15 protein-coding genes and 1 pseudogene are annotated in these 25,891 nt (G+C 70.4%); all 16 read right to left on the reverse strand.

Going from position 1 to position 25,891, the window contains the following annotated elements; genetic code table 11:
* Positions 1 to 21 precede the first annotated feature (21 nt).
* Complete coding sequence (locus RWN05_RS11830; protein ID WP_071259517.1) at positions 22 to 1,497, reverse strand: hypothetical protein; 1,476 nt, start codon at positions 1,495 to 1,497, stop codon at positions 22 to 24.
* A gap of 120 nt (positions 1,498 to 1,617) precedes the next feature.
* The gene (locus RWN05_RS11835) at positions 1,618 to 2,259 is read right to left on the reverse strand and encodes a hypothetical protein (RefSeq protein WP_064296709.1); all 642 of its coding nucleotides are present in this window, start codon (positions 2,257 to 2,259) and stop codon (positions 1,618 to 1,620) included.
* 37 nt (positions 2,260 to 2,296) lie between these two features.
* Positions 2,297 to 4,747 (reverse strand): transglutaminase-like domain-containing protein, encoded by a 2,451-nt coding sequence (locus tag RWN05_RS11840; protein ID WP_314139668.1) that lies wholly within the window; start codon positions 4,745 to 4,747, stop codon positions 2,297 to 2,299.
* A complete protein-coding gene (locus tag RWN05_RS11845) occupies positions 4,744 to 6,123 on the reverse strand; it encodes a DUF58 domain-containing protein (protein ID WP_314139669.1) in 1,380 nt (459 codons plus the stop codon). The genes RWN05_RS11840 and RWN05_RS11845 overlap by 4 nt, the downstream gene beginning before the upstream one ends.
* Entirely contained in the window at positions 6,120 to 7,088 is a 969-nt protein-coding gene (locus RWN05_RS11850) for a MoxR family ATPase (RefSeq protein ID WP_079001701.1), read from the reverse strand. Before RWN05_RS11850 ends, RWN05_RS11845 begins: the two co-directional genes overlap by 4 nt.
* Positions 7,089 to 7,124: 36 nt before the next feature.
* Positions 7,125 to 12,383, reverse strand: coding sequence for an Ig-like domain-containing protein (locus RWN05_RS11855; RefSeq protein WP_314139671.1), 5,259 nt, complete (start codon positions 12,381 to 12,383; stop codon positions 7,125 to 7,127).
* Positions 12,384 to 12,491: 108 nt separating this feature from the next.
* Positions 12,492 to 13,247, reverse strand: coding sequence for a hypothetical protein (locus tag RWN05_RS11860; RefSeq protein WP_231884419.1), 756 nt, complete (start codon positions 13,245 to 13,247; stop codon positions 12,492 to 12,494).
* A 53-nt stretch (positions 13,248 to 13,300) separates the two neighbouring features.
* Positions 13,301 to 14,944 (reverse strand): serine/threonine-protein kinase, encoded by a 1,644-nt coding sequence (locus RWN05_RS11865; RefSeq protein WP_314139672.1) that lies wholly within the window; start codon positions 14,942 to 14,944, stop codon positions 13,301 to 13,303.
* A gap of 1 nt (position 14,945) precedes the next feature.
* The gene (locus RWN05_RS11870) at positions 14,946 to 16,304 is read right to left on the reverse strand and encodes an FHA domain-containing protein (protein WP_314139673.1); all 1,359 of its coding nucleotides are present in this window, start codon (positions 16,302 to 16,304) and stop codon (positions 14,946 to 14,948) included.
* Positions 16,305 to 16,314: 10 nt separating this feature from the next.
* A complete protein-coding gene (locus tag RWN05_RS11875; RefSeq protein WP_064296716.1) occupies positions 16,315 to 17,136 on the reverse strand; it encodes a PP2C family serine/threonine-protein phosphatase in 822 nt (273 codons plus the stop codon).
* A complete protein-coding gene (locus RWN05_RS11880; RefSeq protein WP_064296717.1) occupies positions 17,133 to 17,681 on the reverse strand; it encodes a hypothetical protein in 549 nt (182 codons plus the stop codon). The genes RWN05_RS11875 and RWN05_RS11880 overlap by 4 nt, the downstream gene beginning before the upstream one ends.
* A complete protein-coding gene (locus tag RWN05_RS11885) occupies positions 17,681 to 19,327 on the reverse strand; it encodes a hypothetical protein (protein WP_064296718.1) in 1,647 nt (548 codons plus the stop codon). Before RWN05_RS11885 ends, RWN05_RS11880 begins: the two co-directional genes overlap by 1 nt.
* On the reverse strand, positions 19,324 to 20,268 hold the full coding sequence (locus RWN05_RS11890) for a hypothetical protein (protein ID WP_064296719.1): 945 nt from the start codon (positions 20,266 to 20,268) through the stop codon (positions 19,324 to 19,326). Before RWN05_RS11890 ends, RWN05_RS11885 begins: the two co-directional genes overlap by 4 nt.
* A pseudogene (locus tag RWN05_RS11895) lies at positions 20,268 to 20,765 on the reverse strand (hypothetical protein); the annotation flags it as partial. The pseudogene RWN05_RS11895 and the gene RWN05_RS11890, both read right to left, overlap by 1 nt.
* A gap of 119 nt (positions 20,766 to 20,884) precedes the next feature.
* A complete protein-coding gene (locus tag RWN05_RS11900) occupies positions 20,885 to 21,181 on the reverse strand; it encodes a WXG100 family type VII secretion target (RefSeq protein ID WP_056008215.1) in 297 nt (98 codons plus the stop codon).
* A 121-nt stretch (positions 21,182 to 21,302) separates the two neighbouring features.
* Positions 21,303 to 25,823 (reverse strand): FtsK/SpoIIIE domain-containing protein, encoded by a 4,521-nt coding sequence (locus RWN05_RS11905; protein ID WP_064296721.1) that lies wholly within the window; start codon positions 25,821 to 25,823, stop codon positions 21,303 to 21,305.
* Positions 25,824 to 25,891: the final 68 nt, after the last annotated feature.

The following is a 25,891-nucleotide window of genomic DNA, read 5'->3' on the forward strand; positions in this document are numbered from 1 at the left end:
AGGGGTCGTACAGCTGTCGGTCTAGGGGAAGGGGACGAACGTCGCGCCCTCGTCGGTGAAGCCCTCGACCGTGCCGCCGACGATGAAGTCGACCGGGTTGATGCTGTAGCCCGGGCCGGTCTGGCCGGTGGCCGGGTCGGTCAGCGTGCACGTCATCGACATGCGCCCGACGGTCTCGGAGTCGACGGCCCAGCCGCCGCCCGAGAACTCGCCGACCGTGAAGGTCGGGCGCGTGTCGAACTTCCAGGTCACGCCGGACGGCGTGAAGCCGGTGTCGTTGCGGATCTCGAAGGGGCACCCCTCGGGGGCGAGCTCCGTCGCGGCGCCGCAGCCGTCGATGTACGCGTTGACGGCCTCCTCGACGGCGGTCGTCCCGGCGTCGGTGAGGGCGACGGCGAGCGTCGCGGGTTCCGCGGCCTGACCGAAGCCCACGGCCGTCGTGGTGGTCGCCTCGGCGGTGTACCAGTCGCTCTCGCTGAGGGCGACGTCGTAGGTGCCGGGGAGTGCACGCAGCTGGTACGACCCCTCGGCGATCGGCTCGACGTCGGTGAGGTCGACACCGCCGACCGTCGCCACCGCGTCCTCAGGGGCGACCACGTCGACCTGGACCGTGCTGAGTTCCGGAGCCTCGAGCTTCCACTTGTCGAAGAGCACGGCGTCCTTGCCGACCTTGGTGAGCGTGAACTCCTGGTCGACGCTCTCGCCACCCTGGGTGAGGCGGGCTTGGACGGTCGCGGTGTTCCCGTTGGTCGTGGTCTTCCCGATCGTGTAGCCGGAGACCTTGCCGGACGCGGCCTTGTACGCGTCGTCCGTCAGGAGCACGTCGGCCGCCGACACCTCGGTGCCGGAGAGCTTGAGCGCCTGTTCGGCGTCACCCGACTTGAGGGCGTCGAGGTAGCTCTCGACCGTCACCTGCGGGGCGTGGAGCGCGTTGCCGACGGTGACACCGACGACGCCACCCACGATGATGAGGAGGAGGGCGCTGCCGCCGGCGATGATGCCGGTGAGCCCCTTCTTCGAGAGCTTCTTCTTCGGCGGCTGCTGGCCGCCGCCATACCCGCCGGCGCCCTGCGCGTAGGGCGCCTGACCGTACTGCTCGGTGGGCTGCTGACCGTACTGTCCCGTGGGCTGCTGGCCGTACTGACCGGTGCCCTGCTGACCGAACTGCTCGGTCGGCTGCTGGCCGTACTGCGCCGTCTGACCGTACTGACCGGTCTGCTGGCCGTACTGGTCGGACTGCTGGCCGTACTGGCCCGTCTGCTGGCTGTGCTGGCCGGACGACTGCTCACCGTACTGGCCGGACTGCTGCCCGTACTGCCCGGACGGCTGGGTCGGCGACTGTCCGTACGGCGACTGCTGTCCGTACTGGCCCGCCTGCTGCTGGCCCGAACCCGACTGCTGCGGGCCGTTGCCCTGCCATCCCTGCTGCGGGTCGGGCTGGGCGGGCGGTCGCTGCCACTGGGGCTGCTGCGGGTTCTGATCTCCGGGATCGGTCATGGTGTTGCGCCCCCAATGAGCATGGATCGTGCTGATGACAAGTGCTCGAAAGTATAGTGACGGGTGTCGGACAGCACGATGGGGAGATCTCCCCTCCTGCGTCCGGGTGAGCCCCGACGACTACCAGGGCGAGGTGGGGGAATCGAGCTCGAGCGCGAGGTCGTCGAGGAGTGCGGCGACCTGCGGTTCGACGTACCGTTCGACGGCGTCGTGGATGGCGAGCCGGTGCCCGACGAGGAGTTCGCAGATGCGGCGCCCGGTCTCGTTCGCGCACTGGTCGGCGAGGGCGATCTCGGTGCGCAGCGCCTCCTTCGCGTCGTCGGACAACGGCGGGGGTGGTGGAACGGTCCTCGCCTGGGACTCGCCGAGCTCCGCGAGGGTGAAGAGGTAGGGCTGCTCGGGATCCGGGTCGGGGTCGAGCTGCAGGCCGTCGAACTCCGGGTCGAGCCCCTCCCCCGGACGGTAGGAGCGCTGCGCCTCGCGCAGGTCGGCAGCGCGGAGTTCGGCACGGAGGACGGGGAGGTTCCGCTCGGTGTACTCCGCCACCGCGTGGTCGACGAGGGCCTTCATCCGGGTGGCGAGGCCGTGCTGCACCTGGTGCGGCACGTCGTCGACGAGGCCTGCTGCGCGGAGGATCGGGGATCCGATGCACCGGCGGCAGATCCGGGTGCGTCCACGGTGTGCGGCGGGGTGCCAGCGCGGCAACCACCGGAGCCAGGCGTCGACGGCCTGGCTCACACTGGTCTCGAGCGAGCGCTCCATACTCACCGAGGGTAGTGCCTCGGTGGCCGCAACGACCTCAGCGACTTCCGGTGGCGCGCTGGTCGCGTGCCGCTCGACGGGCGAGCGAACCGGACGGCTGCAGCCGACTCACGAGACCGCGTTTCGCGCGGTAGCGGAACCGGCTCCGCTGGCGGGCGAACCAGCCGAGCGCTCCCTGCGCCCGTGACGCCTCGGCCTCCGACCGCTGCCACAGCTCGTCGGCCGTCGTGTCGTCCACGTCACGACCGGAGAAGACGACGTCGTCGGTCGTCCCCGCGAGCGCGGTGAGCGTGGTCGCGCCCTCCGGTTCCTGGGCTCCGAGCACGGACGCCGTGGTCGACCGCGTCGCGGCCGCAGGCACCGAGTACCCGAGCTCGGCGTAGCGGTCGATCAGCTCGTCCCACGCACCGGCCGCACTGCGGTCACCACCGCCCGCGCGGCGACGCTTCGTCCGCCGACGCTTCGCACCCGAGATGGCGAGGAGCGGGATGACGTACAGCGACACCGGGACACCCACGATCAGCGCGAGCCACCACACCCATTCCGGGATCACGAGTCCGTCGTTCTTGTCCTTGTCGTCGCCGTCGTCGATCGAGGCCTCGGTGAGGAGGCTGTCGTCGAGGTTGTCGCTGCGCGGCGGCTGACGCACCTGCGGCTGCGGCTCGGTCTTCGGCTTCGGGTCCTGGTCCTGCGGGATCTCGGTCTCATCGGGGGTCGGCGAGAACGCGACCCAGCCGTAGCCCTCGAAAGGCACCTCGACCCACGCCGTCACGTCGTCCCCGACGACCTGCACAGAACCCTGGCCCTCCGTCACCTCCGGCGCGAAGCCCATGACGACCCGCGCGGGGTAGCCGAGCGATCGGGCCATGAGGGCGAACGCTGAGGCGTACTGCTCCTCGTCACCGACCATCGGTGTGCGGGTGAACAGCTCCGACATCCGGTCGGCACCGTGACCGGCGCGCGACGGAGAGCTGTCCGAGGCGAGCCCGTGGCTGAGGAACCCGGTGGTGCGGAGCGTCTGCTCGATCCGCCGCAGCTGGGCCATGGGGGTCGTCTCGGCGCCGACGAACTCCGAGGCCTTCGCGACCACGATGTCCGGGATGTTCGTGACGGGCGGCAGCTCGACCGCTGCGGTCGGCGTCGTCGCGAGGGCCGTGTCGCTCGGGACCGCCTGCGTCGTGGTCCGCTCCTCGTAGTCGTCGCCCGTGCCGATGCCCGAGGTGATGACGGCCGCGCCACTCTCGGCGTTGTAGCGGATGTCCTCGGATCGCTCCGCCGCCTTGCCGTCGAGGGTGAGCGCGCTCGGGTACCCGACGCTGGGCACCCAGATGTCGTCGTAGCCGGTGACGTCGATGGACACCCGCCGGTCGCTCCCCGGTGTCATGAGCTGGGGTGCGGGGAGGTGGTCGCCGACGAGCTCGAAGGCACCGGAACCGTCGGTCGCCGTGGAGGGCCCGGAGACGGTCCACAGACGGCCGTCGTAGCTGTCCATGGCCGCCAGACGGATCCGATCCCCCGGCTCGAGGCCGGTCGCGGTGAAGAGCTTCGTCTCGGCGAGGTCCTTCGTGTACTCGCGGAACCCGGCGAGCGGGCTCGGGTACTCCAGGGGGTCGAACGGCGGGGTGACGACCTCGCGGAGGACGAACCGTGAGTCCGTGGGAGGCGAGGCGACGACGGCCGCACCGCCGCCGACGACGACCGCGACCGCGGCGAGGACCGCCGTGCCGATGATCTTCTTGCGACGGAGGACGGCGGTGGTCGACGCTGCCGCGTTCTCGCCACGACCGGCACCCGGCCGCCAGCCGAGCCAGAGGAGGGCGATGAGCGCGAACGCGATCCCGCGGACGGCCGCCAGGAAGGGCGTCTGCGTGCCGAGGAGGACGCCGAGGGCGTAGAGCACGGTCGGGCCGACGAGCACGATCGCGCAGCGCACGGCGACCTGCGGACGGCGCGGCAGCCAGCGGACGGCGAGCACGGCGGAGACGACGCCGACGAGCAGCCCTGCGACGTAGGGCAGGGTCATGATGTACGCGGGCGCGCTCAGCGGGGTCTGCAGAGTGACGAAGTCCTTCCACCCGAACACCGCGCCGATGCTGATCCCGCCCAGGGTCCGCAGGTTCGGGAGGACCGCGAACGTCGCCACGGACGGCATCGCCAGGGCACTGCCGAGGACGTAGAAGACGAGGACGGTCGAGAGGCCGGTCAGGAGGGCGTTCAGCCGGAGGGCGTGGGAGGCGACGCCCACCGCCATGCCGAGCGCGAGGCCTCCGAGGCCCGCGAGGAGGAACCCGGTGCCACTGAGCGCCGCTCCGAAGCCGAGCAGGCCGAGGGCCGCGAGGACGAAGACGACCGCGAGGTCGATCCAGGAACGGCCGGGCAACGGCCAGGGCGCGGTGAAGGTCGGAACGATGCCCTGGACGTCGACGTCCGCCGCCGAGCCGGGAACGCGCCCGGGGCGCACCGTCGTGCGCTCGTCGACCCCGCTCACAGGGCCCTCGACATGACCTTGGCGAGGTCGCTCAGCGCCCCGACGGTCATGACGTTCATCCCGGCGACGTCCTTGATGCTGGCTCGAGCGCCGCGCTCGACGCGGATGCCGAACACGTTGACGTCGGGACCGAAGAGACGCTGGATCCCCCGGTACTCCTGTGCCTCGAGTCGCGAACCGGCGACGATGATGACGACGCTCGGTGCCGGCAGGCGCTTCGTGGTCTCCCGGGCGAAGGTGCGCGGGGTGTCGAAGGTGCCCTCGGCGAGCTGCAGCCGGCAGCTGTCGTCGAGGAAGGACGTGACCGTGTGGGTCCGGAGCGCGAGTCGATCGGTCACGACGCTGATCGGCACCTGGTCGAGGATCACCTGGGTGGCGATGGACGCGGTGAGCGACACCGCCAACTCGAACTCGTCCTCGTCCTCGGCGTAGTAGCGGGAGTCGGTCGTCATCACCATGGTGAGCTGCGACCGCCGCGTCTCCTCGAACTGCCGGACCATGAGCTGGCCGGTCTTCGCGGACGACTTCCAGTGGATGTAACGGCGGTCGTCGCCGGCGACGTATCCGCGGAGGGCGTGGAAGGAGATGTCGTTGTTGGTGATGGTCTTCGTGACGAGGCCCTCGAGGTCGCGGATGAGACCGGCGGCCGTCGGGTGGAGGCGCGTGGTCTCGGGATGCACGAAGAGCTCGACCGGCTCCGTCCAACGCACCTCGCGACGCAACAGACCGAGCTGGTCGCCGCGGACCGAGACAGCGGGCCCGGCGGGGATCACGGCTCGCCGGTTCGTCGGTACGGCGAACAACTCCTCGTGCTCGCCGTCCTTCGGGATGGCCGGGATCGCGAACTCCGCCAGGCCGTAGCCCACGGGGACCTCGAGGCGGGTGGGTGTCGTGGCGCGGTTGCCGGGGTTGGCGATGAGGACCTGCCCGATCGCGCGCTCGCCGACGGTGACCCGGCTGGGGTTCAGATGGATGGAGATGCGGAAGGTCGACCGCCCGAAGAGGTAGGCGACGGAGGCCAGCAACGCGGCCAACGGCACGAAGCCGAGGAAGACGAGTTCCGCCCACCCCAGGATGAAGCCTGCGACGGTCGCGATGACGCCGATCGCCAGGACGACCCAGCCGAGGCCGCTGACCACGGCGAGCACAGGCTGCGCCGCCGTCCAGGCGACCCTGACCCAGGGCACGACAACGGCGCCCACGCCGTCGACGAGGCCGCGGACCGGGTTCGGCCGTCGGGCCGGGACCGGCCCACCGTCGTCGTGCGCGTCGGGGCCGTCCGGGCTCGTCTCGGCAGGCGCGCCGACCGTCGCCGTGCGGACCGGGTCGGATCCGTCCGACGCGGCGGCGGCGCGCTGCTCGAGGGTCTCACTCATGCTGCGCGGTACGCCGGCGGAGCGATGCTGACGAGGACCCGGGCGACGACGTCCTGCGCGGTCACGCCGGCGAAGTCGGACTCGGGGTCGATGATGATGCGGTGCGCGAGGACGGCCTGCGCGAGGTCGTTGACGTCGTCAGGGGTGACGTACGTCCGTCCCTGCGAGATCGCCCAGGTCTTGACGGCGCGCACGAGCGCGAGGGCACCACGCATGCTGACGCCGAGCGCGACGTCCTGGTCGTCCCGCGTGGCAGCCACGACGTCGGCGACGTACTCGAGGATGCTGCCGTCGACGTGCACCTCGGTAGCGAGCTGCGCCATGGTGATGACCGCACTGGAGGCGATGATCGGCTGCACCTTCGTCGCGCGGGCCCGGTTGGAGGCGTCGAGCAGCAGGTTCACCGAGGTCTGGCGGTCGGGGTAGCCGAGCGTCGTCTTGATGAGGAACCGGTCGAGCTGCGCCTCGGGCAGCTTGTACGTCCCGGCCTGCTCGATCGGGTTCTGCGTCGCGATGACCATGAAGGGCTTGCCGGCCTCGTAGCTCGTGCCGTCGATCGTGACGATGCCCTCTTCCATGACCTCGAGGAGCGCCGACTGCGTCTTCGGCGAGGCGCGGTTGATCTCGTCCGCGAGCACGATCGAGGCGAAGATCGGTCCCTTGTGGAACTCGAAGATCCCCTTGCCCTGGTCGTAGATCGTCACACCGGTGACGTCGGACGGCAGGAGGTCGGGCGTGAACTGGATCCGCGAGCTCGTGCCGTCGAGCGTGTTCGCGAGGGCCTTGGCGAGCACGGTCTTGCCGGTGCCCGGGTAGTCCTCGAGGAGCACGTGGCCCTCCGAGAGCATGGCCGTGACCACGAGCTTGATGACGTGCTCCTTGCCGAGGATGGCCTGTTCGACGTTGCCGACGAGTTTGCCGAACGCGTCGGCGAACCAGGTGGCCTGTTCCTGCGTGACAGTCATGGGTGTGTTCTCCGTGAAGTGAAGGTCGTTGTGGTTCTAGAGGTTGTTCCAGGCCGAGCCGGACATCGAGCCGATGGTGAACGTCTCACCGGTGGCGTTGTTCCGGAACGTCGCGGCGATGGTCTCGCCGCCGGTCATGACGCCGAGATGGTTGTGGTGCGTGAAGCTCCCGTTACCACCGACGGTCACGTTCATGGACGTGCCGATCGCGCGTCCATCGCGGGTGATGTCCACGGTGTAATTGCCCTGGGGCACGTTCTGGTAGTTCACACCGACGTCGTAGCAGCCGGTGCCGCCACTCTGACAGGCATGCGCGCCCCCGGACTTGAACAGGGAGCCGCTGGGCTTCGGCGGCGGCGGATCCTTGACCGTGGCCTCCGCCGGTCCGCCCTCCGGGCCGGTTCCGCCGGGCCCGGTCGCGGACACGTACACCTGATAGGTGCCCGCGCCGATGCCGCCGACGGAATCGCTGGTGCTCCCCGTCGTCCCCGTCTTCACGGTGCTCGAACCGCTCATGATCCGCCAGCTGTAGCTCGTGACCTGTCCACCGTCATCCGCTGGCCTCGCCCACTGCATGGTGAGGGTCGCCGGGGCATCTCCGGATGCCCGCAGCGACACGTTCTGCGGCGCGGTCGGGACGCCGTAGGCGGTGGCCGTGACCGTCTCGGAGTCCGCGCTGTTGCCGACGGCATTGTGCGCGTAGGCGGAGAAGGTGTAGCTCTGCCCGTTCGTGACGTCGAAGGTGCAGTCGTTCCCCGGGGCGCACTGCTTCTCCCCGCCGCCGCTCCACTTCACCGCGTGGTACTCGATGGGCGCGCCGTTGCTCGCGGGCGAACCGCCGACGACGACGGTGATCTTGCCGCTCTTCGCGCTCTTCAGATTGAGCGACGGCGGATCGGGGACGTCCTTCACGATGACGGTGATGCGGCCCTGCACTCGTCGGTTGGGGTCGTTCGTCGCGTCCTGGACCGTGTAGATGACGCTCACGGTCCCGCTCTTGGACGAACCGGGCGTGACGGTGACCGAGCTCCCGGACACCGAGGCCGTCGCTCCACCCGCCGGGGCGCTCTCGACCGTGGCGTCGAGGATCTTGAGCGGCGTGTCTGGGAACGGGTTGTAGTCGTTGGCGAGTACGTTGATCGACTCGGCCTTGTTCTTGCGGCCCTCTTCCACGCGGTCGTCGATGGCACGCGGGAGCGGCCTCGTCGACGACACGACGCGGACGTCGACGGACCCCGGGACGGAGTACTCCTTGTAGTTCACGGTGAAGGTGAGCGTCGCCGAGGTGCCGGGCTGGGTGCCCTGCGGGGCGGAGATCGTCACCTGCGAGCCCGACAGGTTCCCCTGGACGCCCGCTGTGGTCCCGCCGAAGCCCTGGTAGGTGAGGGCTGCGAGGATCTTCGGGTTCGGGTGGTCGCTCGACGCCCGCAGGTCGACCGTGATGGGTGCCTCTCCGGCCTCGATCGTCACCGTCGGCGGCGTGAACGTCGGCGGGACGTCCTCGAGGTCGGGGTCACCCACCGTGATCGGCAGGGTGAGCAGTTTGCTGTCCCGGCCGTCGGTCGCCTCGAAACTCACCGACGCCGGTCCGCGGTAGTCCTTGGCCGGGGTGAAGGTGATCGTGGCGTCGTCGACGTAGCTCGACGTGCCGTTGCTCCGGAAGTTCACGACACTGCCCTCGGAGGCGATGGTGACGGGCTTCCCGGAAGGCGCCTCGGTGATCTCCGAGAGCTTCCAGGTCCGCGTCTCGTTGACCTTGACGATCTGCTCGGGCAGAGGGCTCTTGATCCGCGGCGGCTCACCGTCGGTCGCCGCCGGCACGATGATGAACGCCGCGCCGCTCAGCTGGGTGACGGGATCCGTCAACCGATAGGCGATCGCCTGGCGTCGGTCGGTGAGGGTGACCCGGATGGTGCCACCGTCGCGCACCTCGCCGGACGGGGCGTTCGCACCCTCGAGGCTCGGCTGCAGGTCGTCCACGAGCCCCCCGGGGTTCTGCGCACCGTCGAGCACGTCGATGTCGACGGTCTTCTTCCCGACGATGTCGGCGTCCTCGAGGACGTGGTCGTCGGCCTCGGGGAACTGGGGCTTCGCGTCCTTCGTGACCTTGACCTGGATGTAGGCGCTGTCGATCCCGCCCTTGCCGTTGGTGATCTGGTATCGGACGGTGAAGAAGGCCTCCTCGTCCGGCGCCTCGATCACGACGCGGCTCTTGCTGACCTCGGCGGTGAGGCCGTCGTCCACCGAGAGCAGCTTCGGTTCGAGCTTGAGCTTGTAGCCGTTCGGATCGGAGTCGTTGGAGAGCACCGGCACGGAGGCGACCTTGCCCGGGAGGACCTCGATGTAGTCGTCGACCGCGTTCGGTTGCCCGTCGACCTCGGGACGCCCGATGACGCCGATCTTGATCGTGCCCACTGCGACCGCGCCGTAGGTGTCCTTGACCCGGTATTGGAAGGTGTCGGTGCCGGAGGAGTCCGGGGCCGCCTCGTAGACGAACCAGGTGCTCCCCTGCTCGATGACGCGACCGAGGAGGGGCGCGGAGGCGATGTCGTCGAGGACCACCGAGTCGCCGTTCGGATCCAGACCGTCGAGCGGGACGTCCACGCGGACCGTCGCACCGGCGAACACCCGGGAGGTGAGCAGCTGCGGGACGGGCGGTTGGTTGTTCTTCTTGTCCTCGCCGACCACGTTGAAGGTCACCGTGGCCGTGTCGGCCTCGCCGAAGGTGTCGTACACGCGATACGTGGCGGTGTAGGTGCCGGGCTCGGTCGGCGCCTGGAACCGCACCTCGTCGTCGTCGACGAAGGCCAGGCCGGCGGTCGGCACGTCGACCAGCTCGCGGTCGACCAACATCACGGCCGCGTCGGGGTGGTAGTCGTTGTCGAGCACGGCGACGTTCGCGATGTCGCCGGCGCGCACCACGACGGCGTCGTCGCTCGCGACCGGCGCCTGGTGCTTCGGGAGCGGCGGCACGGGGACGATGGTGACCGCCGCCGTCGCCGAGGAGGTCCCGTCGGAGACCGTGTAGGTGAACTGCAGTTGTCCCTCGAGCGGTGCCGAGGAGGAGACGCGCACCACGGCACTGTCGAGGACCTCGACGGAGAGGGAGGCGGACTCGTCCGGCACGTCGACGGACTGGAGCGCCAACACCTGACCGCCCGGCGACTCGTCGTTCGCGAGGACCGGGATCGTGATCGTCTCGTTCGGTCGCAGGTAGCCCTCGTCCTTCACGGCGACCGGTGGCTGCACGTCGGTGGGCTTCTCCAGCACGTCGACGCGGATGAGCCCGATGCTCGAGGCGATGCCGGCACCGAGCGTGTACTTCAGGTAGTAGGTGCCCGGCTCGTTCGACGAGACGGTGACCGACTGCTTCTCGAGACTCGGCGACGACACGAGTCCGCCCTGCAGGGCTTCGACACCGATGAGACCGAGGGGCGCACCGCTCGGTGACTGGTCGTTCGCGAGTGGCAGGACCTGTGCGGACTCGCCGACGAAGGTCGAGACGAAGTCCGGTGTACCGATGGGGCTGAGGGCGCCGGCGGGTTGCACGTCGACCTTGAGCGTCCCCTCCGCCGAGGTGACGCCGTCGGACACGACGAATTTGACGTCGCGCGGGCCCATCTCGGGCGAGGCGTGCGTGAACGTCACGAAGCCGTCCGGGGTGAAGCGGACGAGGTCGCCGGACGCCGGCGAGGCCGACTGGAGGAAGATGTCGTCACCGTCGGGATCGCGCCAGTCGGCGAGCACGTTGTAGGTGACCGTCTGCCCGGCCTCGACCGACACGGCGGCCTCGCGATGGGACGTGGGCGGCTCGTTGACCTCGGGCGGTTTGATGGCGATGCTCACGTTCGCCTCGGCCACGCCACCCGGCCGTCCATCGTTGACCGAGTACCGGAACGACGTCGTCCCGGCCACGAAGCCCTCTGCGGGCGTGAACTGCAATGCCCGCTTGCCGTCGATGTACTCCAGCTTGCCGGTCTCGGGACCGATGTCGCCGAAGTTCTGAATGGTCAGGACGTCGCCGTCCGCGTCGGAGTCGTTGTCGAGCAGCGGCAGGACCGTCGCGCGGCCCGGGCGGACGCCGAACGCGTCGTCGCGGGCGATCGGCGGCCGGTTCTCCTCGGTCCGTTCGGCCAGGGTGTCCTCGAAGGACTGCTCTGACGCCTTCTCGTCGCCGTCCTCGCCGTCCTCCTCCTGCGGAGGCGTCACCTCGTCCCAGTTGTCGACGAGGCGCATGTTCGCCTGCACGAGCCAGGAGTTGCCGGTCTGGACGTTGTTGAGCGCGATCACCGAGCGGTTCACCCGGAAGACGAGCTGCTGCCCGACGGTCTCCGGGTTGATGTCGGCGATGACCGGCTTCTTGTCGGCGCACTCGGCGGCATACCGGCTGGAGGAGGCCCACGCACCGTGCATGCAGCCGTCGAGGTTGACCGGGGCCGTGACCTCGGCCGCACTCGTCGCCTCGGTGACGACGTCCGCGTCGAGCACCTCCGGGTCGCCGCCACCGAGCGGGATGCGCACGAGGGAGTCGCCGGTCGCGATGACGGCAGCGTCGTCGGAGGCCGACGGCTCCTGGATCTTCAAGGGCTTGCCGGGCAGCTCGACGATGGAGCCGTCCTGCTTCACGAGGTCGCCGGACTTCAGGTCGAGGATGACCGCCTGCTCACCGGCCGCACTGAGCTGGTACTCGTCGAGCTTCGGGAGCTTCGACTCGGTCTTCGTGCCGTCGGGCAGGATGCGGTAGAGGATCCCCTTCGCCGGTGCCACCGCGAGGATGGTGCCCGTCGAGGTGACGACCGCCTGACCGGCCTTGCCGATGGAGACGATCGGTTTCGTCTCCGTGGGGTCGAACCGGAGTTCTCCGGCGGCGTCGACGGACCAGAGCTTGCCGGTCTCCCCCGCCACGACCGAGAGTCGGTCGCCGCCGTAGTGCACCGTCGCGCCGGTCGGCAGCGAGACGCGCTGGATGAGACTCGTGAACGCCGGGTCGATGCGCTCGAGCGAGGAGAGCGCCTTGTCCTGGAGGAAGACGTCGTCGCCGTCCTGCAGCACGTCGGCGTTGTTGGAGGCCGTCGAGACCGCTCCGTCGAGTTCGGAGATCTGATCGTTGAGGCGCCCGGCGAGCAGGGACTCACCGTTGGTGACCCAGACGTCGCGGGACTCGAGGTCGACCTCGGTGACGGGGAAGCCCTGGTGGATGAGTGCAGCGGTCACCGGTACGGCGACGAGGACCGACAGTGCCGTGATGGAGGCCGCGGTCTTGCGCTTGCGCAGCCAGGCGCTCCAGTTGCTCACGATCCCCCAGGTGATGTTCGGTCAAGGCACGGTCCACGCACCGCGCTGCAAACGCGGAGTCACTCTAACAAACAAGTGCCGTCTGGAAAACGGTTGCGGGGGTCAACCTCAGGCTGGTCGTCCCCCGTCGACGCCCGCCTGGTCGGCATGGTCGAGGAGCGGCAGGTCGCTGGCGTCGACGAGCCTGGTCGAGACGGCGTACTCGACCAGTCGTGCGCGACGTCCGGTCGCGAGCTTGCCTGGTCCGCCGCGCAGCCCCTGCACCCCGAACTTGTCGAGCTTGTCGCAGACGTTGTCGAGCTTGCGGTTGAAGGTGGTCTGGCTCCAGCCGAGGCGGGCGGCGGCGGCCGCAGACGCCGGGATCTCACCGCGGCCGGGCGACGCCTGACGCAGGACGTCCTCGGCCAGGGCGACGATGAGGAGGCGCTGGCTGCTCGTCAGGTGGATCGGACCGACGGTCGTGGTCCCGGCGGTGGTCGTCGAGAGCTGCGACGGACTGAAGTACTCGAGATCCGAGGTGATCGTGAAGTCGTAGGTCGTCGTCCCCGCACTGAACAGCACCTGCAGCTCGGGGAACACGATCGGGAGCCGCGCGCCGGGCGCGAGCCACGCCTGCACGTTGCCGGTCGTGTCCGTCACCGTCGCGGAGAGGGTGTTCCCGATGTTCGTGAGCCACCAGAGCCCGGCGTCGAAGGTGACACTGAGGAAGGTGCGGTGCAGGAAGGGGTTCTCGTCGACGACGAGGTCGCCCTCGCGCCCGATCAGGAACGGCTTGCGTGCGTCCACGGCGTACTCCTCGCCGCAGAACTCGACGCGCACCGCCGTCTTCGTCGTCGTCGTGTCCGTCGCCTCGTCCATGCTCATCGCCCAGTCCCCCTGATATCTGTCATCGTGTCGCTCCCCGTGCGTCCGTCCCGCTACTGCTGCGAGCACATCTCGAGTGGATCGGGCGAGGTGACGCCGCCCCGGACGATCACCACCTCGATGCACAACTGCGCGCCCGGAGCACTCGGCTTCAGATCGACCGCGTACGTCGAGGTCGGCACCTTCGGCGAGTTCTTGCCGCTGCTCGTCACCTGGTAGATGTACGAGTCGCCGTCCTGCGGATCCGGGTTGTCCCAGATGAACGTGACGACGCTGCCGTCCTCGCTGATGTTCACCCCGAACGGCTTCGGCGAGGGGACGTCGCTCAGTTGGATCGGCGCCCCGGTCGCGGCGGCGGTCGGCTTCGGGTCGGCGGCCGCGCCCTGCCAGATGATCCCGGCCGCGATCCCACCGACCGCGAGCACCGCGACGCCGCCCACCACGAGGAGGCGGGTCAGTCGGCGACGTCCGCCTCGTCCGTCCGTACCGGCATCGGGGTCCTCCGCCGGACCTGCGGCGGCGGTCTCGAGGCGGTCGCGGCGGATCGTCTCGGAAGGCGCCGAGGCCGCTCCGACGGTGATCGGCGCCGACGGTTGGATCGGCTGCACGAGCGGTCCCGCCGAGCGGACCACCGTCTCGTCGCCGACCGGAGGCTGCACACTCGGCACGCCGGGACGCGGCTGGGCCTCGACCGTCGGGACCTGTCGGACCCGCGTCTCGTCCGACGCACTGCTGGACGTGTCCGGTCGGGGGGTCTGCGACTGCGGCTGCACGAGGTTCGGGATGTCGATGGGTGTCGGCGCGTACGCCAGCTCCATCTCGACGCGCTGCAACGCCCGCGCGAAGTCGACGGCGCTCTCGAAACGGTTGGCGCGGTCCTTCGCGAGGCCCTTCTGCAGCGTCGCGACGAGGGAAGCCGGTGCGTCGTCGCGCCCGAGCGGCGTGATGGTCCCGCGCTCGATCCGGCTGATGAGGTCGGCCGCACCGTTCGACTGCCCGGGGATCTCGAACGGCGTCCGCCCGGCGAGGAGCGTGTAGACCGTCGCCGCCAGGGAGAACACGTCGGACCGCACGTCCGGATGCGGCTCGTCCTCGAACATCTCGGGCGGCGACCAGGGGATGGAGAGACCGACCGTCTGCGTGCCCGAGGCACCGGTGGAACCGACGTCGCCAGGGCGCCCGGGGCCGGCGTTCGTCGGAACCTCGAGTTCGACGGCCTGTGAGATGCCGAAGTCCGTCAGCGCCGGCCAGCCGTACGCGTTGGTGAGCACGTTGGCCGGTTTGATGTCGCGGTGGAGGATGCCGGCCGCGTGGGCGGTCGCCACCGCACTGGCCAGGCGGACGCCGGTGCGCAGCGCATCGGCGACGGCGAACCGCCGCAGCTTCGCCTGCTCGGCGAGGCTCGGCCCCGCGCAGTACTCCATCGCGAGGTATGGTCGTCCGTCCGGGGCGACGTCCGCCGTGTAGATCGTGACGATGTAGGGGTGCGCGGAGAGCTGCGCCATGAGGTTCGCCTCGGCGACGAAGGCCTCACGGGTCTGCTCGCTGAGGTGCTCGGCGAGGAGCACCTTGACGGCGACCTGACGCCTCGGCAACTGCTGCTCGTACAGGAAGACGTCGGAGAACCCACCCGCTCCGAGCTGTCGTTCGAACCGCAGCCCGGGGATGGCCGGCGGTTGCGAGGGTGAACGGCGCACGTCAGCCCTCTCGGACGCGCAGCGCGACGCCGCCGCCGAGGTCGATGACGGTCCCGACGATCACCGGTGTCGGCTCCCCTGGTCGGAGGGACTGCGGTGCCTGACCGGGCAGGACGACCTGCGTGCCGTTCCGCGAGTGGAGGTCGGTGACGACGACCGTGCCGCCCTCGACCGCGACGCGCACGTGGCTCCGCGAGATGTCGTCGCCCGTGAGCGTGACGAGTGTCGGGACGACGGACGCCGGGACCTGCGAGACGCTCGGCGCCCGGCCGAGGACGACGGGCGAGGCGAGCGATTGGCGAGTGCCGCCGGGGAGTTCGAGATACGTGAGCGGGGTCGCCGACGGCGTGGACGACCGGGCAGGCGGGGTCTCGGCCGCTCGACGCGCACGCAGCGCGGCGAGGTCCTCGGCGAGGATCGTGTGGCCGTCGTGGTCGCCGAGGTCCGATGGTCCGACTGCCGCGGGTTCCGGCGCGGCGACCGCGGTGGCTGCCGCCTGCTGGTGCGCCGACTCCTCGGCCGCCGCGCGTTCCGCGTCGCCGGCCTCGTCGACCGCCGCCGCACCGACCGGTCGGAGCACGGTCTGGCCGAACAGGAAGTCATAGCCCTCGTCGACGGGCTCCTCCGGGGTGGAGGGGGTCTCGTCCGGGTCGTCCTCGTCGTGGAAGAACTGGGTGTCGGAGACGGACGGCACGACGTGGAGCGACTGCGCCGGCTCGATGTGCGCCACCGGGGTCGCCTCGTCGCCGTCCGTCCCGTCGTCCGCGTCGTCCGAGGTCGCCGCGGACGCAGCGGGCTCGGCGGGAGCCGGGACGGGCGGGGCCGCGAGCTGCTCCGCCGCCGTCGGCGCATCGGTGGACGATTCGGTCGACCGGCGCTCGTCGCTGGTCGGAGCGGCGACGGAAGCCGTGGACTCCTCGTCGAGGGTCGCCGTGATGGACGTCGTCCAGACGGCTCCCGACCCGAGCGGGAGTCGCACGCCGGACGGGTTCGGCTGGTCGCTCCGGAGCGTGACGCTCACCGCGTCCGCGTGGTGTTCCTCGACCCAGGTGGTGGCGCGGGCGCCCAGGACCGTCTCGGTCCCGGCGGCGCTCGTCACGACGGCCGCGGCGAGCCCGCGCACGATGACCGTCGCTCCCGATCCGTCCCAGACGGCCGCGGCGAACGCGGGCGTGTTCGAGAGACCGCCGGCGGCGAGGCGGTCGACGATCAACGACAGCGACGCGTCGCCCGGGAGGTCTGCGGCGAATGCTGCAGCGGCGGAGTCGTCGCCCTGGGCGTCGACCAGCACCAGCCTGCCGGGTCCCGCCACAGCGAGCCAACGGCGGACCTCGGCCGGTTCCATTTCGTACGAGTACACGGCCACTCCTCTAGCCTCGCGGCATCGTCTCTTCAAGATACCCGAGACCACCCGCGTCATCGTAGCCGGGGCCGCTGGACATCAGCGAGGTCGACACGACGTCGACGACCAGTGCGGTCACGTTGTCCCGCCCACCGGCGGCCAGCGCGAGCTCCACGAGGCGGTCTGCCGCTCCCTCGAAGCCCTGCGACAGGACCTCGGCGATCCGCTCGTCGGACAGCTCGCCGGTGAGCCCGTCGGAGCAGAGCAGGAACCGCTGCCGCCCGACGACGGGAAGGAGCCAGACGTCCGGGTCGATGCCGGCCTCGACGCCGATCGCCTTCGTCACGATGTTGCGATCGGGGTGTTCGCGCGCCTCCGCCTCCGTGATGGAGCCGGCGTCGACGAGTTCCTGCACGGCCGAGTGGTCGACGGTGATCCGACGGAGTGCGCCGTCGGCCCAGGTGTACACCCGGGAGTCCCCCACGTTGAACACCATCCAATGGAGGTCGGTCTGCGGCGACAGCGCCACGAGCGCGAGGCCCGCGACGGTCGTGCCGATGACCCCGTTCGGCGTGGGGATGCCGCGGATGACCGCGTTGGCGGCGACGATCGTGGTCACGACCGCCTCGGTCGTCGTCGGGATGCCGATCGGGATGCCACGTTCGAGCGCCGCCGCGACCTCACGGCTCGCGACCTCGCCGCGTTCGTGCCCGCCCATGCCGTCCGCGACGACGAAGGCGGGCGCGCCGGCGTAGAACGCGTCCTCGTTCAGGCGTCGGACCAGCCCGGTGTCGGTCCGCCCCTCGCTGCGCAGGGTGTGCGTGGACCGCGCGGTCTCGATCGTCGTCATCCCTCTCCTGCCAGGTCGTCCGGAAGCGCTGGGACTTCGCCGGGCCAGGTGCCGTATCGGTCGTCGAGATCGACACCACGCAAGGAGACGACGTCGCCGCCGTAGGGGATCGTCGCGACGCCGAGCGTCGTCAGGGTGTCCGTCACCCACGCCGTGTCGCGACCGGCACCGGTGACCCTGAGCGTCACGAAGCGCTCCGGGGCGTCCTCGGTCTGCGACCAGACCTGGGCGAGGACGAAGTCGAGCAGCGCCGCGTCGCGGTTCGCACGCCGCTCGGGGACGACACCGGCATCGTAGGTCTCATCCAACTCGAGGTTGACCGCGAGATAGCGCGTGGAACCGTCGTTGGCCGGCGAGATCCGCGCCGCCACACCGGTCACCTCCTCGATGGCCGCGATCGCCTCATCGGTCGATCGCGCCTGTTCGGACGAAGGCCCGGGCGCCCCGGTCGACGCGGGCCGCCGGGCGCCGGGCAGCAGCGCACAACCGGCGAGCAGGCCGGTCAGCACGACGGAGACGACCACGACACTGAGGATCCGATGCATCAGTTCCGCCTTCCGTGATAGTCCACAACGGTCTGTTCGCCGCTGAAGAATCCTCCCGCAGAATCGAGGAACGCGTCGACACTCGGATCACCGGCGCGGCTGACCTCGTCGGCGAACTGCTCGTACCGGCGCGAGCTGTGCGACGACGCGATGCCCGGCTCGTGCGGTTCCAGTTCGCCGCTCTCCGGATCGACGAGCCGCGGGGCGTCACCCTGGACAGACGTCCAGTTGGCGCTGTCCGGGTTCTCACGGCCGTCCAGGCGCGCGACCGGGTCCTCCTCGAACTCGAGCGACAGCACCTCGACGTCGTCGGGGATGTCGTAGCGCGCGATGGGCGAACCCGCTGTGACGACATGGGTGATGTTGAACGGCACAGACGGGTCGGAAGCGATCAGGCCGGCCGTGATGCCCCCGAGACTGAAGCCCTCGAGCATGACCGGATCGGTCGGCGAGATGCCCTGGGCGCGCATCGCATCGAGGACCGCCGCCGCCAGCGCGGTCTGCTCACCTTGCATCGCGACGACGTCGGATGTCGAGTCGTTCGCAGCCGACCCGGCGTCGGGGTTCCAGACCATCGTGCTCGGGATCTGGACGATGAACGACTTGGGTGGGCCGGCCGTCTCGACGATCCTGATGTCGCTGAACTCCTCGCCGCCGATGCTGTCGATGGCGCTGGACCCTCCCATGAGGTCACCGATGCCGCGGACGTCTCCGTGCAGGACCGGGATCCCCCGGGGGCTTCCATCGTGTCCGACCGACAGGCTGGCGGAGCCGTCCTCGAAGAGCCCGAACCGGTTCCCGCCGCCCGCGATCGCCGCCACCGCCTGCTCGTAGGTGAGCGGTGGCCAGACCTGCCCGGTGAACGCGGTCATCAGCCCGTTGAACCCGGGGATCACGTTGCCGACGAACGCGAGACCGGTCAGCAGGCCGGGTGCCCCGTCCGTGAGGACGTCGACGAGCCAGGCGTTCTCGCCGAGCACGGTGTTCCCGAGCGCCGCCAGTTCCTGGAGGTTCTCGAGCGCCTCCGAGTAGGTCTTGGCCGTACGGTCGATCACGTCCTGCGGTGAGTACGCCGAGATCGAGTTGGTCGCGAAGAGTCCGGCTACACCGGCCGGCGAGAGCAGCAGCCAGGGGTTGTCGCCGATCTGGTCCATGGTCTGCTGCGCGCCGTCGACCAGCGACTCCACGCCCTCCAGGACCACGTTGCCACCGGCGACGCCGAGCATCCACGCCCCGCCGACCACTGCGGCGCCCGCCGCGACGACGACGCCGACCGGCACCGCCAGGACGCCGACGACGAAGGCGACACCGTTGTGGAGGGCGACCGTCGCTGCGGCGATCAGCTGGTCGGCGGTCTCGTAGGCGACGACGGCGCCCTCGAGGAAGACGGCGGAGACGCCGGTCTCGGTCGCCACGAGGAGGAGGGAACCGGAGGCGAGGACGATGGCGCCTTCCGCGGCCGCCCCGGTGACCGGTGACAGGATGATCGACTCGAGGAGGTCGCCGTCGACCGCCTTCGCGGCCGCGGTTCCCGAGCGCCCGATCAGCTCGGTCGACAGCGTGGACAGCTGTCGTGCCTGCAGCCGCATGTCGTCGAGCTTCGCGCCGACGCCTCCAGTACCGCCGGAGACCGTGATCCCGCTCATGCGCGTGCTCCCTGGATGGTCGCGGCGATCGCCAACACCTCGGCGACGATGTCCGCGCGACGGACGGCCCGGATCGAGACCCGGGTCCCCTCGGCGACGGTGGTCGGGTCCATACCCGCCGCTTCGACGTCCGGCGTGTCGACCGACACGGCGACCCAGCCGTCGGCACCGCGGAGCCAGGTGTCCGTCCACCGTCTCATGGGCTCCCCGCTCCGGGAGAGCGCATCGAGCCGGAAGCCGCCGTCGATCCGCCGCGCGACACCGCCGAGGAGCACAGCGGCCTCCGGGCTGTGGAGCTGTTCGACGACCGCGCCGACGACGTCCGGTCGGTCCTGGCGGAGCGCGAGGACGAGCGCCTCGGCGTCCGCGAGCGGGAGGACGACCACGTCGGTCGAACGACCCCGCACATCCGGGACGTCGTGGAGCGCGGAGAGGGGCCGCAGGAGTTGCTGGGCCAGCCCGGCGGTGTCGAAGGCGCGGATCTCGACGGCGTCCTCGTCGCGCGCGGCCGTGCCGTGCTCGACGACGGACGCGTCCGAGTGGTCGACCCGCTGCGTCCGCAACAGCGCCAGGGCGTGCGCGCCGATCACGGAGACGGACTGGATCGCCGTCCGGTCGAGGGTCCAGCAGGAGGCGTCGACGGCCGCCGTCGCGAACTGCGGCATCGACAGGAAGGCGGCGAAATCGGGATCGACGTCGGCGGTGAGGTCGTCCGGGAGGCTGTCGTCGCCGCGGGCGAGGAGTCGCCGCTCCCGGAGCCGCGCGACGGCTCGCTGCTCGCGCTCACGGACGTCGGCGGACGACACCTCCGAACCCCATTCGCTGTGGAAGGCGGGTGGCAGCACGATGTGCGGGGTGCGGTGCTCCAGGACGTGGAGTTCGTCGGCGGTCAGCAGGAAGGCCGCCGCGGCCGGAGCCGGGCGGGTACGGGTCATGGGCATCAGGGGGTCCATCCTCGGCTGCGGTAGAGGTCTGCAAGGTCCAACCAGCTGCGGTCACCGGGGGTCGGCAGCGATGGCGTGGAGGCGACGATGTCCTTGGCCTGGTGCACGAGGAAGTCCGGAACCTCCTGGCCGAAGAACTCGAACACCTTCGCGGCACCGTCCTTCACGGTCTCGACCGCACCGGAGACGAGGTTCACCGCGTCGTTCCAGCGGTCGCCCACCCAGCGCGCGGCGTCCTCGATGAGCTGCTTCACGTGTTCGACGGCGGTCGCGTGCGCGTCGAGTTTGTCAGCGGCGTCGTCGAGCTGCGTCGCCGAGTTCTCGAGCGAGACCGCCCGGGTGCCGAGCTGCTCGATGAAGGTCTCCGCCGCGGTGGAGGTCCACGCGAGCTCGGCCGCCGAGCGGAGGTCTCCGGCACGGCCACGGACCTCGGTCGCGAGGGTTCGGAGCTCCGTCGCGCGGAGGCGGATCTGTTGGGTGTCGCCGTACACTGCTCGCTCCTCGTCGGGTGATGCTGCCTCGCTGTCGCCGTGGGTCGCCTTCGCCGGAAAAACCGCGCGCCCTCACCGACACGTGGTCGGGAGGGCGCGCAGAGCGAAGCCGACGGTGGTGACTACTGGCCGGCGCCGGCAGCGAGCGCTGCGTCGGTCTGCTCGAGCGTGGTCACAGCGTTGTTGAGGTAGCCCGACAGCTTGTCGAGGTGCTGGATCGTGACCGTCGCGCTCTGCGTGAAGGCCGTGTAGGTCTCGTTGAAGGTGCCGGACGCGGTGTCGGTCTGGAACCCGGAGGACACGAGGTTGTTGATGAGGGTCTGGAGGCGGTTGAGCGTGGTCTCGACCTCGCCCTTACCCGTCGTCAGGTTGACGGCGGCCTGCTTGATCTCGCTGTAGTTGACGTTGATGTTGGCCATGAGTCTTGCTCCTTCGTTGTGGTCACCGGCACCGTCGGTGCCTTCATCATGTAACCACAACGCCTCGCGGGAGCACATGGGGAGCACTCCCCATGCAGTCCCCATCCGGGGACGACGCCGCTCAGGCGACGGGGAACTCGGGCGCGATCGGCAGCTGCACGCGCGACAGCGCACCGCGGTTCGCGTACATTCCGCGCCCCTGCGGGAAGTCCTTGCGTGCGAGCCGGGGAAAGGTCGTCCGGAGGACGAGATCGCCCTCCATCTGCTCCGGCTGCAGCAGGATGCCCCGCCTGGCGCTCTTGATCTCACCCATGAGCGGCCAGGACGACGACCATCCCGACACCTCGTTCTCGGCGATCACGAGATGGTCGCTGCGCTTGATGGCCTTGATGAGCTCCACCAGCGGTGGGTCGGCGATGCCGTTGAGGTAGTCCGACAGCGTCTCGATGACGACGACCGTCCGGCCGGTCACCGTCTCGGCCGCGATCGCCGCGGACAGCGCCTTCGCCTGCTCGGCGATCGTCTCCGGGGTGACGGCCGACTCGTCGAAGCGAAGCTCCCGCAGCAGTTCCGAGCGCTTGGAGCCGAAGTAGACGAAGCGCGTCGCCGGATCGAAGCGTCGCATGGCGCCGACCAGGGATGCGACGGCGTTCGTCCGACCGCTGCCGGGAGGGCCGCCGACGAGGAACGCGCCGGTCGGGTCGAAGCCGATCGGTGCGAGGTCGGCGTCGCCGATGCCGAGTACGGGGCGGTCGCCGACGCGCTCGGGCAGCTCGCGCGCCTCGATCTCCTTCGGCAGTGCGCCGATCGGCGGGGCCGTGATCGTGGCTCCCGCGCGGGACATGGCCTCCGCGAGCCGGACCGTCGCGACCGACTGGTCCGACAGCACCGGCGAACCGCCGAGGATCGCGACCTGGACCTCGAGGCCGTCGACGATCGCCCGGCCGGCGGGCGACTCGGGGCCGAGGATGTCCTTCGGCACCCCGAGGAGCTGGTAGCCGGTCTCGTCCGCGAGGCGCAGCACCACGCGTCGCTGCACACCGGAGCTGATGTTCGTCGGGACGGAGCCCGGGCGGTCGGCCGAGAACGCGATGTTCACGCCGAGCTGGCGGCCGTCGGTGATGAGCTGCTGGAACAGCGTGTACCAGGAGGACAGGCCGAGCGTCGTCTCGTACTCCTGCCGGAAGGACTGGAAGCCGTCGACGAGCAGGAGGATGCGGCGCTCGTCGTTGCGACCCGAGACGCGGCGGTAGTCGGTGATGGAGGACGCGTTCGCCTCGGCGTACCGGACGCTGCGCTCGTCGACGATCTCCTTGATCCGGCGGAGCAGTCGGATGACGCGCTCCTGGTCGTCGCCGGGGATGATCGATCCGACGTGCGGCAAGGCCTCGAGCATGCGGAGGCTGCCCGCGCCGAAGTCGAGGCCGTACACCTCGACCGGACCGCCACGCGGCGTGATGCCGGCCGCCGTCGCGAGGGTCCGCAGGACGGTGCTCTTGCCCGAGCCACCGGTGCCGAACACGGCGATGTGGCCGTCGACGTCCGGCCGGAAGTAGACCGGACGCTGCTCCTGCGAGTCCGGGAGGTCGGCGACACCGATGAGGAGTTCGGCGTCGGACCGCTGACGGAGCTTGCTGAGATCGTAGACGGGTGCCAGCTCGTCGAGCCAGGGTCGTCGCGGCGCCGGGATGGACGCACGGTCGGCTGCGGCGATGATGCTCGCGACGAGCCGCTGCTGGTCGGTGGGGCCGAGGTCGCGCTCCTCCTCGGCGTCGGCCGCGCGGGGCTCCTCCCAACGCGTCTCGCCGCCGAACCGGAGCTCACGGACCTCGATGTCGGAGCGCTTGGGCTCGTCGCTCGTCCAACCGCCCGCGTAGCCCGACTGGAAGATGCTCAGGCGGCCGGGGCCGGTCTTCGCGATGCCACGCCCAGGCACGCCCGGGTCGAAGTGCGCCGCGTCCTTGACGCCGACCACGTCCTGGCTGTCGGACTCGTCGGCCATGCGCAGTGCGACACGGAGGTTGGTGTTGGCGCGCAGGTTGTCCTTGATGACACCGGCGGGCCGCTGGGTCGCCATGATGAGGTGGATCCCGAGGGAGCGACCGCGCTGGGCGATGTCGACGACGCCGTCGACGAACTCCGGGACCTCGCCGACGAGCGCCGCGAACTCGTCGATGACGAGGACGAGGGCGGGCGGCGAGTCCGGGTCGCCGCGCTTCTCGAGCTCGAGGAGGTCCTTGGCCTTCTTCCGGTTGAGCAGGTGCTCACGGAAGTGCAGCTCGGCCCGGAGGCTCGTGAGCGCCCGGCGGACGAGGTGCGGGCTGAGGTCGGTGACGAGTCCGACGCAGTGCGGGAGCGTCACGCAATCCGCGAAGGCCGAACCGCCCTTGTAGTCGACGAAGAGGAACGAGACGCGGTCGGGGCTGTACTCGGCCGCCATCCCGAGCACCCAGGCCTGCAGGAACTCGCTCTTACCGGCACCCGTCGTCCCGCCGACGAGGGCGTGCGGGCCCTGGGATCGGAGGTCGAGGTGCATGGCGTCGACACCGCCCGATCCGACGGTCGCGCGCAGCTGGCCGGCCCGGCGGGGCTTCGGCGGGAGCCCGGGCGTGCGGTCGTGGATGGACGAGTTCTGCCGCCAGCGGTCGACCACGGCGTCGCTCGAGGTCGTGAGCTCCGGCCCGAGCAGCGTCACCATCGACACCGACCGCGGGAGGTCGCTCGAGTCCTCGACGAGGGCACCGGCGTCGATCACGGACGCCATGCGCCTGGCGTAGTCGAGGGCCGTCACGGGGTCGACGAACTCCGGGCGGGCGTCGTCGACGGAGTAGCCGAGGCGGACCATGCCGACCGTCGCCGGTGCGTCGACGCCGGCGCCGGCCTCCGGGACCTGCAGGAAGGTGCGGCAGGCGGCCGGCAGCGAGACGACGTCGTCGGCGATCCAGATCGGGAAGACGCCCGCGTCCGCCGCGATCTCGGCGAGCTGGACGAGGCGTGCGCGGTCGACGCCGACGTCGTCGGAGATGAGCAGGACGATCGCGGGGATCGGGGACTTCGTGCCGGTGTCGTTGGAGCTCTTGGTCCCGATCTCCGCGCCGCGCTCCTGGGCGGCCTGCTTCTCGGAGATGGCTCCGCGTCGGGCGTCGCCGGCCCTGGCCGCCTGCAGGCGGGTCTGGACGAGTTCCTCGATCGCTGCCAGGAGCAGGTTGCCGCTCGACACGCTGTCGGCGAGGTGGCCGACGTCGAGCGGGCTGTTCGGCGACGACGCGTGCGGGAGCCACTTGACCCAGGAGAGGGCGTTCGACCATGCGGGCGAGACGATCGCCGAGACGACGACCTCGGCCGGCGAGTGGAGGGCGGTGAGCTGCACGAGGATGCCGTTCACCGCTCCCCCGGCGGTCTGCGGTGAACCGGCGATGCCGAGCGCGCCCGCGTCGTAGAGGTTGTCGATGATGGGGACGTCGGCGACGGTCGCGTACTGGTCCTTGAGCTTCTCGAGCCGTTCCTGGAACTCCGGCAGGAAGCTGTCGCGAGCCTTCGCCGAGACCTCGTTCCTCGACGGCATCGTGCCGACGCCGAGCCGGAGGTTCAGGAAGGACCAGTGCTCGGGGCGCCTGGTCCACAGCAGTGGCCCACGCGTGAGCGCGTGCTTGAGCGCCTCCGAAGTGGACGGTGCCTCGCGCATGCGGACGTCGTGCTCGATCTCCCGCTCGGCCGCGAGCTGCTTGCCGAGGGACTCGAGCCGCTCGTCGAAGATCTTGATCTGCTGCTTGAGCTTGCGCTTGTTGCGCCCGCGACCGGTGAAGTAGTTGCCGATGAGCATGAGCGGCGTCATGGCGATGAAGATGAGCGACAGCGGGTTCTTCGTGAAGAAGTACATCGCGCCGCCGAGGAGCATCGGCGTCAGCATGCCGAGGAGCGGGAACGGCTGGTTCTCGCGCTCGGTCGGCGGCTCGGGGGCGGGGAAGGTCTCCCCCGCGTAGCGCTGTTCGACCCGCGGCGACCGGTTGAAGTACACGGGCCCGGCCTTCGGGACGACGCCCGCACGGCCGACGGTCCCGGCGAACCCGATCTCGACCTCGGTGTCGCCGATGAGCACGCGCTCCGGCTCGATGACCTTGAGTCGGGGCACGATGCCACCGTCGACGACGATGCCGTTGGCCGCGCCGAGGTCGACGAGTTCGATCTCGCCACCGACCTCGAGCCGCGCGTGCCGCTTCGAGACGAGCGGGTCGTCGAGGACGATGTCGCAGCTCGCCTCGCGACCGATGGTCCAGCTGCCGGCCGGCAGGGTGAACTCACGGCCGGCGTCATCGCCGGAGAGGACCCGCACCACCGCGACGGCCGGCGCCTGACCGGTGCGCGCCGCGGAGTAGTAGACGCCCGCGTCGGCGAGCTCGATGACGGCACCCGAACCGACCCACGCCTCGCCGATCGGGGCCTCCGGCGGGAGCGGGAGGGTCTCGGTCGAGCCCGGCAGGCGGGCGTGCAGCGTGAAGTCGGCGTTCGCGGAGTCGGGCCCCTGCGGGTCGACGCGCGCGATGGTCGACGCGACCTCCGCGATGCTCGCCGCCGCGTCCGTCGTCACGACGATGTCGGCGGACGAGCCCGACGGCCTGGTCAACGTCAGCTTGATGCGCATGCAGGATCCCCTTGGAGGTGCGGGTCGCTCGGCGCGACCCCGATCAGCCTAGCGACGGAAGCGGGGCG

Origin of the sequence: uncultured Plantibacter sp. (assembly GCF_963518075.1) — a bacterium.
Classification (GTDB): domain Bacteria; phylum Actinomycetota; class Actinomycetes; order Actinomycetales; family Microbacteriaceae; genus Plantibacter; species Plantibacter flavus_A.